Origin of the sequence: Kitasatospora sp. NPDC059571 (assembly GCF_042735675.1) — a bacterium.
Classification (GTDB): domain Bacteria; phylum Actinomycetota; class Actinomycetes; order Streptomycetales; family Streptomycetaceae; genus Kitasatospora.
The window spans coordinates 1-10,456 of record NZ_JBHWBW010000269.1; the positions used below are offsets into that span (position 1 = coordinate 1).

Genomic DNA, 10,456 nt, shown 5'->3' on the forward strand with positions numbered 1-10,456 from the left:
GGGGGGGGGGGGGGGCGGTGGGTTGTGCCCGGGGGGGGGGGGGGCGGGGGGGGGGGGGGCCCGGGGGGGGGGGGCGGGGGGGGCGCGGGGGGGGGGGCGGCGGGGGGGGCGGCCGAGGGACCCGGGGAGGCGGCCGTGCAGGCCCTGGCCGCGGCGGCCGGCGGCCGGGCCGGTCTGAGCGACCGTCACCGGCCCGACGGCGTCCGGGCGGCCTGGCAGGAGGCGCGCAGCGCCGCCGCGGCCGGCCCGGGCACCGGCCTCGTCCGGTACACCGCGCTGGCGGGCAGCGCCCTCGCCGCCGATCCCGCGGCGCGGGCCGTGCTGACCGGGCTGGCCCGGGCGCGGCTCGGCCCGCTCGCCGACCACGATGCCGGGCACGGCACCGAACTGCTGGCCTCGCTGCGGGCGTTCCTGGAGCACCACGGCCAGTGGGAGGCGGCGGCCGGTGCGCTCGGCGTCCATCGGCACACCCTGCGGACGCGGATCGACCGGGCCCGAGCGGTGCTCGGCACCGACCTCGACTCACCGCACGTACGGGCCGAACTGCTGATGGCCCTCACCGTCTGGCCGCCGTCCGGGGAACGGCCCGGGGAGCGGGCCGGGCCGTGAGCCGCCCGGGGTCAGACGCCGGCGGGGCAGGTGTCGCAGCCGGCCCGGTGGGCCGTGCGTACCGCCTCCATCCGGTCCTGCAGCTCGCGCATCCGGCCGGCGTCGCGGTCGCTCGCGTAGCCGCCGATGCCGCGCAGCGCGACCGGTTCGCCGTCGTAGCGGGTGAGCACCAGGGTGGTGACGGTGCCCAGGCCCGGGCCGGGGAGGGTCTGCGCGGAGACCGAGGCGATCCGGCACCACGGGGTGCGGTGGGTCCGCTCCATGCCGCGGCTGACCACGCCCGAGCCGTCCAGGGTCACGCCGAGCCGGACGGCCCGCCAGATCCACCAGGCGGCGGCGGTCCCGGTGACGAGGTACAGCACCCGGGCGCCCCACGGGCCGCGGACGAGCATCTCCACGGAGATCAGCAGGAGGACGGCGCCGCAGAGCGCCAGCACCACGCGCTGCCAGAGGCTGCGGAGGCGGATCGGGCCGGTGGGGGGAGCGGCGGTCATCGGGTGATCGTGTCAGCGGCCGGGCCGGCCGTCAACGGTCCGGCCCGCGGGGTGCCTCCGCCGCGGCCGCTGGACGGATCGTCCAGTGGAGAGGCGGTCGGGCACTCCACTCTGTCCCCTGCGCGGCGGCGCCCGCTGCGACCACAATGAGCGGCACACCGAACGAAGGAGTTGCAGGTGGGCACGGGAACGGACGACCGGCGCGGGCCGCTGGCGGGCGTGCTTGTCGCGGACTTCGGCCGGGTGCTGGCCGCGCCGTACGCGACCATGCTGCTCGCCGACCTCGGCGCGGACGTGGTCAAGGTCGAGCACCCGGCCGGCGGGGACGACACCCGCGCCTGGGGGCCGCCGTACGCGGACGACGGGCAGGCGGCCTACTACCTGTCCGTCAACCGCAACAAGCGCTCGCTCGCCCTCGACCTGCGCGACCCGGACGACCTGCGCCGGGCCCGCGAGCTCGCCCGGCGCGCGGACGTGCTGTTCGAGAACTTCCGGCCCGGCACGATGGCCCGCCACGGCCTGGCCTACCGGGACCTGCAGGAGGCCAACCCCGGGCTGGTGTACTGCTCGGTGAGCGGCTTCGGCCCGGGCGAGGGCGCCGCGCTGCCCGGCTACGACCTGCTGGTGCAGGCGGTCGGCGGGCTGATGAGCGTCACCGGCCCGGGGCCGGGGCAGCCGGTGAAGGCCGGGGTCGCCCTGGTGGACGTGCTGACCGGGCTGCACGCCGCGATCGGCGTGCTCGCGGCGCTCCGCGACCGGGACGCCACCGGCCGCGGCCAGCTGGTCGAGGTCAACCTCCTCTCCACGCTGCTGTCGAGCATGGTCAACCAGGCGGCCGGCTACACCCTGGCCGGTGTGGTGCCCGGCGTGCTCGGCAACCGCCACCCGTCGATCGCCCCGTACGAGGTGTTCCGGGCCGCCGACCGCCCGCTGGTGATCGCGGTCGGCAACGACCGGCAGTTCGGCGCGCTCTGCCGCGGCCTGGAGGTGCCGGACCTCGCCGACGACCCCCGGTTCGCCACCAACGCCGACCGGGTCGCCCGCGTCGAGGAGCTCGCCGCCCTGCTCGGACCGGTGCTCAAGCAGCGCACCGCCGCGGCCTGGTTCGAACACCTCACCCCGCTCGGGGTACCGTGCGGCCCGGTGAACGACCTCGCCGGCGCCTTCGCCCTCGCCGAGCGCCTCGGCCTGGCCCCGCGCACCGCGGACGGCCTGGTCGCCAACCCGATCGGACTCTCCCGCACCCCGCCCGGGTACCGCCTGGCCCCGCCCCGGCTCGGCGAGCACACCGGCGAACTGACCGCCTGGCTCGACACCCCGCTCCACACCCTCCACGACGACGTGAACGGAGACCCCCTGTGACCGGCCCGATGAAGGACCCGCTGGACCTGCTGGACATCCCCTCGCTGCTGACCGAGGAGGAGCGCGAGATCCAGTCGACGGTGGCCCGCTTCCTCGCCGACCGGGTCCGCCCGAACCTCCCCGAGTGGTACGAGAACGCGCACTTCCCGCGCGAGCTCGCCCCCGAGCTCGGCAAGCTCGGCGTGCTCGGCATGCACCTGGAGGGCTACGGCTGCGCCGGGACGGGCGCGGTCTCCTACGGCCTGGCCTGCCTGGAGCTGGAGGCCGCCGACTCCGGCTTCCGCAGCTTCGTCTCCGTGCAGGGCTCGCTCGCCATGTACTCCATCCACCGCTACGGCTCCGAGGAGCAGAAGCAGGAGTGGCTGCCGAGGATGGCGGCCGGCGAGGCGATCGGCTGCTTCGGCCTCACCGAGCCGGACTTCGGCTCCAACCCGGCCGGGATGCGGACCCGCGCGGTGCGCGACGGCGAGGACTGGATCCTCAACGGCGCCAAGATGTGGATCACCAACGGCGCGATCGCCGACATCGCGACCGTCTGGGCCGCCACCGAGGAGGGCGTGCGCGGCTTCCTGGTGCCGCGCGGCACCCCCGGCTTCACCGCCCACGAGATCAAGCGCAAGCTGTCCCTGCGGGCCTCCACCACGGCCGAGTTGAGCTTCGACGACGTCCGGCTGCCGGCCTCCGCGCAGCTGCCGCACGCGCGCGGCCTCGGCGCGCCGCTGTCCTGCCTGAACGAGGCCCGCTTCGGCATCCTGTTCGGCGCGGTCGGCGCCGCCCGCGACTGCCTGCAGACGGCGCTCGCGTACGGCGACGCGCGGATCCAGTTCGACCGCCCGATCAGCGGCTTCCAGCTCACCCAGCGCAAGCTCGCGGACATGGCGGTGGCGCTGAACAACGCCGCCCTGCTCGCCGTGCACCTCGGCCGGCTCAAGGAGCAGGACCGGATCCGCCCCGAGCAGATCAGCGTCGGCAAGCTGAACAACGTCCGGGAGGCGATCGCGATCGCCCGCGAGTGCCGCACCATCCTCGGCGCCAACGGCATCTCGCTGGAGTACTCGCCGCTGCGGCACGCCAACAACCTGGAGTCGGTGCTCACCTACGAGGGCACCAGCGAGATCCACACCCTGGTCGTCGGCCAGGCGCTCACCGGCCTGCCGGCCTACCGCTGACGGCCCCTCGGCCCCGCATCACCCCAGGAAGGCGCGCAGGAGCGCGGCCGTGGCACCCAGGTGCTCCTCGGTCGCGCGCCGCGCGCCTTCGCCGTCCCCGGCCAGGATCGCGTCGACCATGGCGCGGTGCTGGTCGGCGGCGTGCTCGATGTTGCGCTCCAGCATGGGGATGGCGTTCAGCAGGTCGTTGAGCCGCATCCGGGCCTCGGCGATGCTGGTCGCCAGCGAGCGGGACCCGGTGAGCTCGGCGATCGCCAGATGGAACCGCGAGTCGAGCTGCCGGTACTCCTCCGGCCCGGCGCCCTCCAGATCGGCCAGCCGCTGCCGCAGGTAGGCCTGCTGCTCCTCGCCGAGGGCCCGGCGCGCGGCCGTCTCGGCGGCGCCGGTCTCCAGCACCAGCCGGTAGGTCAGCGCGTCCTGCAGCTCCTCGCCCATGTCCAGTACGGCCCGGCGCAGTTCGGCGACGTCCGGCGGCGGCATCCGGTAGGTCACGAAGGTCCCGCCGTAGCGGCCGCGCCGGGACTCCACGAAGGCCGCCTGCTGCAGCGAGCGGATCGCCTCGCGCAGGGTCTCCCGGCCGACGCCCAGCCGGGCGGCGAGGTCGCGCTCGGCGGGCAGCCGGTCGCCGTACCCGAAAACGCCCAGCTTGATCGCCTGGAGCAGCCGCTCGACGGTCTCCTCGAAGGCGTTCCCCGTCCGGACGGGCCGGAAGATCGCGCCGGCCTGCCAGTCGATCGGTGCCTCGTCCACGGGCGCATCGTACCCGCGCGCCGGCGCCGCACCACGGTGCGCCCCGGACCGGCGGGCGATCCGGCGATCCCTCTTGACGCGGGCCCGACCCGCGCGGAACGATGCTGCGCATCAGCTCAATGGTCTGTTTCCAGTCCATTGAATCCGGGTGCTCCACACCGACGTGGGCGCGCCCTCCTCGGTACCGCCGACCCCCAGGGGTGCGCCCATGCCTGCCGAACCGCCACCCGACCAGCCTGCCGCGCCGGTGTTTCCGGCGACCGCACCGGCCGTTTCCGCCGACGAACAGCGGCTGCACGAACTCGGCTACACCCAGGAGCTCGCCCGCTCGATGTCGGGCTTCTCCAACTTCGCCGTCTCCTTCTCCATCGTCTCGATCCTCTCCGGCTGCCTCACCCTGTACGGGACGGGCATGAACGCCGGCGGACCGGCGATGATCATCTGGGGCTGGCCGCTGGTCGGCGCCCTCACCCTCTGCGTCGGCCTCGCGATGGCGGAGATCTGCTCCGCCTACCCCACCGCGGGCGGGCTCTACTACTGGTCCGCGAAGCTCGCCACCACCCGCGCCGCGGCCTGGAGCTGGTTCACCGGCTGGTTCAACTTCCTCGGCCAGGTCGCGGTCACCGCGGGCGTCGACTACGGCGCCGCCTTCTTCACCAACGCCTTCCTCGACCTCCAGTTCGGCTTCTCCGCCACCCCCGCGCACACCGTCGGCATCTTCGCCGTCATCCTGCTCCTGCACGGCCTGCTCAACACCCGCGGCGTCCGGCTCGTCGCCGTGCTCAACAACGTCTCCGTCTGGTGGCACCTGGCCGGTGTCGCGGTGATCGTCGGCGCGCTCGCCCTGCTGCCCGACCGGCACGCCTCCGCGTCGTTCGTCTTCACCGAGTTCGTCAACAAGACCGGCTTCCACAACCAGTTCTACGTCGCCATGCTCGGCCTGCTGCTCGCCCAGTACACGCTGACCGGCTACGACGCCTCCGCCCACATGACCGAGGAGACCCACGCCGCCGACCGGGCCGGCCCGCGCGGCATCGTCAACGCCATCACCGTCTCCCTGGTCGCCGGCTGGATCCTGCTGCTCGGCATCACCTTCGCCATCCGGGACTACGACGGCGCGCTCGCCAGCCCCACCGCCGTCCCGCCCGCCCAGATCTTCATCGACGCGATCGGCACCACCGGTGCCAAGGTCCTGCTGCTCATCGTGATCGGCGCCCAGTTCTTCTGCGGCATGGCCTCGGTCACCGCCAACTCCCGGATGATCTACGCCTTCTCCCGGGACGGCGCACTGCCCGGCTCCGCCCTCTGGCACCGCATCTCGCCGCGCACCCACACCCCCACCAACGCGGTCTGGCTCGCCACCGGCGGCGCCCTGCTGCTCGGCCTGCCCGCCCTGTGGAACTCCACCGCGTACACCGCCGTCACCTCGATCTCGGTGATCGGCCTGTACATCTCGTACGTCATCCCGACATTCCTCCGACTGCGCCAGGGTGACGCCTTCCCGCGCGGCCCCTGGCATCTGGGCCGCTGGAGCAGGATCATCGGCATCGTGGCGGTCGGCTGGACCGCCGTGATCACCGTCCTGTTCATGCTGCCCACCGTCAGCCCCGTCACCACCACCAGCTTCAACTACACGCCCGTCGCGGTCGGCGTCGTCCTCGGCTTCGCGGGCCTGTGGTGGCTGGTCTCCGCGCGGCGCTGGTTCACCGGACCGAAGGTCCACGGCACGCCGGAGGAGCTCGCCGCCCTCGAAGCCGAACTGGAGACCCGATGACCGCCACCGCCCGGCTCACCCTCGACCGACTGCGCGCCCTGGTCGACGCCGGAGAGATCGACACGGTCGTGCTCGCCCTCACCGACATGCAGGGCCGGCTCCAGGGCAAGCGGCTCGCCGCCCGCTACTTCCTCGACGACGTGGTGCCCGGCACCGCCGAGGGCTGCGGCTACCTGCTCGCCGTGGACACCGAGATGAACACCGTCGACGGCTACGAGATCTCCTCCTGGGAGAACGGCTACGGCGACCTCGTCCTCACCCCGGACTACGACACCCTGCGCCTGGTGCCCTGGCACCCCGCCACCGCCATGGTCCAGTGCGACGTCCACCACCACGACGGCCGCCCGGTCACCGTCTCCCCGCGGCAGGTCCTGCGCCGCCAGCTGGACCGCCTGGCCGGCTACGGCTGGCAGGCCTTCGCCGGCACCGAGCTGGAGTTCATCGTCTTCCAGGACACCTACGAGCAGGCCTGGCAGCGCGCGTACCACGGCCTCACCCCGGCCAACCAGTACAACGTCGACTACTCCATCCTCGGCACCTCCCGGGTCGAACCGCTGCTGCGCCGCCTGCGCAACGGCATGGCCGGCGCCGGGATGACCGTCGAGTCCGCCAAGGGCGAGTGCAACCTCGGCCAGCACGAGATCGCCTTCAAGTACGACGAGGCCCTCACCACCTGCGACAACCACTCCGTCTACAAGACCGGGGCCAAGGAGATCGCCGCCCAGGAGGGCTGCAGCCTCACCTTCATGGCCAAGTACGACGAGCGCGAGGGCAACTCCTGCCACATCCACCTCAGCCTGCGCGACGCGGCCGGCGCCCCGGTCATGGCCGGCGACCGCCCGCACGGCTTCTCCCGCACCATGGAGCACTTCCTGGCCGGCCAGCTCGCCTGCCTCGCCGAGTTCTCCCTGCTGCTCGCCCCCACCGTCAACTCCTACAAGCGGTACGTGCCCGGCAGCTTCGCGCCCACCGCGATCGCCTGGGGACGCGACAACCGCACCTGCGCCCTGCGGGTGGTCGGCCACGGCCCCTCGCTGCGCTTCGAGAACCGCGTCCCCGGCGGTGACGTCAACCCCTACCTCGCGGTCGCCGCACTGATCGCCGCCGGCCTGCACGGCGTCGAGCACCAGCTCGAACTGGAGCCGGAGTTCACCGGCAACGCGTACGCCTCCGACGCGCCCCGGGTGCCCGCCACCCTGCGCGACGCGGTGGACGCCTTCGAGGGCAGCGACGCCGCCACCGAGGCCTTCGGCAAGGACGTCGTACGCCACTACACCCACGCCGGACGGGTCGAACTCGCCGCCTACGACCGGGCGGTGACCGACTGGGAGCGGCGCCGCGGATTCGAGCGGCTGTGACCGGCCGCCCCGTCGTCGGGATCACCACCTACCAGGAGCGGGCCGCCTGGTCGATCTGGCAGCAGCCCGCCTCGCTCCTCCCGCAGACGTACGTGGACGCGGTGGCCCGCACCGGCGCCACGCCCGTCCTCCTGCCGCCCCAACCGGGCGGCACCGGACGGCTGCTCGACCTGCTGGACGGCCTCGTCCTGGCCGGCGGATCCGACATCGACCCGGCCCGCTACGGCGAACCGCCCGGACCCGACACCGGACCGCCGCACCCGGCCAGGGACGCCTGGGAGTCAGAACTGCTCGCCGGCGCACTGGAACGCGACCTGCCGCTGCTCGGCGTCTGCCGCGGCATGCAGCTGCTCAACGTCGCCCTCGGCGGCTCGCTCGTCCAGCACCTGCCGGAGGACGGCCACCGCGGCGGGCCGGCGCAGTTCGCCCGACAGGCCGTCCACATCCGCCCGGACAGCCGGCTCGGCGCGATCCTCGGCCGCTCGGCGAAGGTCTCCTGCTACCACCACCAGGCCGCCGACCGGCTCGGCACCGGCCTGCAGGCCGTCGCCTGGGCCGGCGACGAGACCGTGGAGGCCCTCGAACTCCCGGGCCGCCGCTTCGTCCTGGGCGTCCAGTGGCACCCCGAGACCGACCCCGAGGACACCCGCCTGTTCGCCGCCCTGACCGCGGCGGCCGCCCGCTGAGCACCCGCCCGCCGAGCACCGCCCGCCGGGCCCCCGGCCGCCCCCGGCCCACCCACCCATCCGAGGAGCACCCGTGACCGACCCCGACCGCTACCAGGTGGTCAACCCCGCCACCGAGGAGGTGATCACCACCGTCGACCTGGCCGGCCTCGCCGAGACCGATGCCGCCATCGCCCGGGCCCAGGCCGCCTTCGAGGACTGGCGCCGGGTCGCCCCCGCCGACCGGGCCCGGCTGCTGCGCGCGTTCGCCGCCGAGGTCGACGCCGACCGCGAGCACCTGGCGGCCCTGGAGGTCGCCAACGCCGGCCACACCATCGGCAACGCCCGCTGGGAGGCCGGCAACGCCCGCGACGTCATCGAGTACTACGCCGCCGCGCCCGAGCGGCTCTTCGGCCGGCAGATCCCGGTGGCCGGCGGCATCGACGTCACCTTCCAGGAGCCGCTCGGTGTCGTCGGGATCATCGTCCCCTGGAACTTCCCGATGCCGATCGCCGCCTGGGGCCTCGCCCCGGCGCTCGCCGCCGGCAACACGGTCGTCCTCAAGCCCGCCGAACTCACCCCGCTCACCGCCCTGCGGCTGGGCGAACTCGCCCTGCGCGCGGGCCTGCCCGAGGGCGTGCTGCAGATCCTGCCGGGCCGCGGCCCGGTGGTGGGGCAGCGCTTCGTGACCCATCCGGCGGTGCGCAAGGTGGTGTTCACCGGCTCCACCCGGGTCGGCAAGGAGATCATGGCCGGCTGCGCCGCCCAGGTGAAGCCGGTCACCCTCGAACTCGGCGGTAAGAGCGCCAACATCGTCTTCGCCGACGCCGACCTCGCCAAGGCCGCCGCCACCGCGCCGTACGCGGTCTTCGACAACGCCGGCCAGGACTGCTGCGCACGCTCCCGGATCCTGGTCGAGGAGTCCGTCTACGACGACTTCATGGCCCTGCTGGAGCCCGCCGTCCGCGGGGTGCGGGTGGGCGATCCGGCGGACGAGAAGACCGAGATGGGGCCGCTGATCTCCGCCGCGCACCGCGAGCGGGTCGCGTCCTACGTCACCGAGCCGGCCTTCCGCGGCAGCGCGCCGGAGGGCCCCGGCTTCTGGTACCCGCCGACCGTGCTGGCCCCCGTCCGGCACGACGACCCGGCGTTCACCGAGGAGATCTTCGGCCCGGTGGTCGCGGTCGTGCCGTTCCGCGGCGAGCAGGACGCGCTGCGGATCGCCAACGCCACCGACTACGGCCTGTCCGGGTCGATCTGGACGAGGGACGTCGGGCGGGCGCTGCGCGTCGCGCGCGGCGTGGAGGCGGGCAACCTCTCCGTCAACTCGCACTCCTCGGTGCGCTACTCGACCCCGTTCGGCGGGTTCAAGCAGTCCGGCCTGGGCCGCGAGCTCGGCCCGGACGCCCTCAACGCCTTCACCGAAACCAAGAACGTCTTCATCTCCACGGAGGAGTGACCAGCATGACCAAGCGACTGGACGGCCGGGTGGCGGTCATCACCGGTGCGGGCAGCGGCATCGGCCTGGCGACCGCGCGGCGGTTCGCCGAGGAGGGCGCCAAGGTGGTCTGCGCCGACATCGACGAGGAGGCCGGCGGCAAGGCGGCCAACGAGGTCGGCGGCCTGTTCGTGCAGGTCGACGTCACCGACGAGGACGCCGTGCGCGACCTCTTCCAGCAGGCCGTCGACACCTACGGCCGGCTCGACATCGCCTTCAACAACGCGGGAATCTCCCCGCCGGACGACGACTCCATCCTCACCACCGGCCTGGAGGCCTGGAAGCGCGTCCAGGAGGTCAACCTCACCAGCGTCTATCTGTGCTGCAAGTACGCCATCCCGCACATGCAGCGCCAGGGCAAGGGCTCGATCATCAACACCGCCTCGTTCGTCGCGGTGATGGGCGCGGCAACCTCGCAGATCTCGTACAGCGCCTCCAAGGGCGGCGTGCTGGCGATGTCGCGCGAACTCGGCGTGCAGTTCGCCCGCGAGGGCATCCGGGTCAACGCGCTCTGCCCGGGGCCGGTGAACACCCCGCTGCTGCAGGAGCTGTTCGCCAAGGACCCGGAGCGGGCCGCGCGCCGGCTGGTGCACATCCCGCTCGGCCGGTTCGCCGAGCCGGAGGAGATCGCCGCGGCGGTGGCCTTCCTGGCCTCCGACGACTCCTCCTTCATGACCGCCAACACCTTCCTGGTGGACGGCGGCATCTCCGGGGCGTACGTCACCCCGAACTGACCCGCCCGGCCGCGCCCCGGGGGGGGCGGGGGCGCGCCCCCCC

The 10,456-nt window shown here is 73.9% G+C and carries 10 protein-coding genes; 8 read left to right on the plus strand and 2 right to left on the minus strand.

The features are described 5' to 3' along the window. The first annotated feature begins 135 nt into the window (after nucleotides 1-135). Nucleotides 136-609: a PucR family transcriptional regulator gene (locus ACFV0G_RS25460; protein ID WP_380552307.1), complete on the plus strand. Its 474-nt coding sequence runs from the start codon at nucleotides 136-138 to the stop codon at nucleotides 607-609. Nucleotides 610-620: 11 nt separating this feature from the next. Here the strand turns inward: ACFV0G_RS25460 and ACFV0G_RS25465 are convergent, their stop codons facing one another. Then, the gene (locus tag ACFV0G_RS25465; protein ID WP_380552310.1) at nucleotides 621-1,103 is read right to left on the minus strand and encodes a hypothetical protein; all 483 of its coding nucleotides are present in this window, start codon (nucleotides 1,101-1,103) and stop codon (nucleotides 621-623) included. A gap of 171 nt (nucleotides 1,104-1,274) precedes the next feature. Here ACFV0G_RS25465 and ACFV0G_RS25470 point away from each other — a divergent pair, with 171 nt between their 5' ends. Both ACFV0G_RS25470 and ACFV0G_RS25475 read left to right on the plus strand, forming a co-directional pair. Next, nucleotides 1,275-2,465, plus strand: coding sequence for a CaiB/BaiF CoA transferase family protein (locus ACFV0G_RS25470; RefSeq protein WP_380552313.1), 1,191 nt, complete (start codon nucleotides 1,275-1,277; stop codon nucleotides 2,463-2,465). 8 nt (nucleotides 2,466-2,473) lie between these two features. Next, nucleotides 2,474-3,634 carry an acyl-CoA dehydrogenase family protein gene (locus ACFV0G_RS25475; RefSeq protein WP_380552334.1) on the plus strand — a complete coding sequence of 387 codons (1,161 nt, stop codon included), beginning with the start codon at nucleotides 2,474-2,476 and terminating at the stop codon, nucleotides 3,632-3,634. An 18-nt stretch (nucleotides 3,635-3,652) separates the two neighbouring features. Here the strand turns inward: ACFV0G_RS25475 and ACFV0G_RS25480 are convergent, their stop codons facing one another. After that, nucleotides 3,653-4,384, minus strand: coding sequence for a FadR/GntR family transcriptional regulator (locus ACFV0G_RS25480; protein ID WP_380552316.1), 732 nt, complete (start codon nucleotides 4,382-4,384; stop codon nucleotides 3,653-3,655). A 208-nt stretch (nucleotides 4,385-4,592) separates the two neighbouring features. Between ACFV0G_RS25480 and ACFV0G_RS25485 the strand changes: the two genes are divergently transcribed. The 5 genes from ACFV0G_RS25485 to ACFV0G_RS25505 all read left to right on the plus strand — a co-directional run bounded on the left by ACFV0G_RS25485 (nucleotide 4,593) and on the right by ACFV0G_RS25505 (nucleotide 10,413). Then, complete coding sequence (locus tag ACFV0G_RS25485) at nucleotides 4,593-6,158, plus strand: amino acid permease (RefSeq protein ID WP_380552319.1); 1,566 nt, start codon at nucleotides 4,593-4,595, stop codon at nucleotides 6,156-6,158. After that, the gene (locus ACFV0G_RS25490; RefSeq protein ID WP_380552322.1) at nucleotides 6,155-7,516 is read left to right on the plus strand and encodes a glutamine synthetase family protein; all 1,362 of its coding nucleotides are present in this window, start codon (nucleotides 6,155-6,157) and stop codon (nucleotides 7,514-7,516) included. The genes ACFV0G_RS25485 and ACFV0G_RS25490 overlap by 4 nt, the downstream gene beginning before the upstream one ends. Next, nucleotides 7,513-8,202, plus strand: a complete 690-nt coding sequence (locus tag ACFV0G_RS25495; RefSeq protein WP_380552325.1) for a gamma-glutamyl-gamma-aminobutyrate hydrolase family protein — start codon at nucleotides 7,513-7,515, stop codon at nucleotides 8,200-8,202. The genes ACFV0G_RS25490 and ACFV0G_RS25495 overlap by 4 nt, the downstream gene beginning before the upstream one ends. A 73-nt stretch (nucleotides 8,203-8,275) precedes the next feature. Beyond that, entirely contained in the window at nucleotides 8,276-9,640 is a 1,365-nt protein-coding gene (locus tag ACFV0G_RS25500) for an aldehyde dehydrogenase family protein (RefSeq protein ID WP_380552328.1), read from the plus strand. 5 nt (nucleotides 9,641-9,645) lie between these two features. Continuing rightward, on the plus strand, nucleotides 9,646-10,413 hold the full coding sequence (locus tag ACFV0G_RS25505; protein WP_380552331.1) for a 3-oxoacyl-ACP reductase: 768 nt from the start codon (nucleotides 9,646-9,648) through the stop codon (nucleotides 10,411-10,413). Nucleotides 10,414-10,456 lie beyond the last annotated feature (43 nt).

Excerpts from the sequence above, each read along its gene's own strand:
- ACFV0G_RS25475 (WP_380552334.1), top strand. The coding sequence starts at position 2,474 with ATGAAGGACCCGCTGGACCTGCTGGACATCCCCTCGCTGCTGACCGAG.
- ACFV0G_RS25490 (WP_380552322.1), top strand. The coding sequence starts at position 6,155 with ATGACCGCCACCGCCCGGCTCACCCTCGACCGACTGCGCGCCCTGGTC.
- ACFV0G_RS25505 (WP_380552331.1), top strand. The coding sequence starts at position 9,646 with ATGACCAAGCGACTGGACGGCCGGGTGGCGGTCATCACCGGTGCGGGC.
- ACFV0G_RS25485 (WP_380552319.1), top strand. The coding sequence starts at position 4,593 with ATGCCTGCCGAACCGCCACCCGACCAGCCTGCCGCGCCGGTGTTTCCG.
- ACFV0G_RS25465 (WP_380552310.1), bottom strand. The coding sequence starts at position 1,103 with ATGACCGCCGCTCCCCCCACCGGCCCGATCCGCCTCCGCAGCCTCTGG.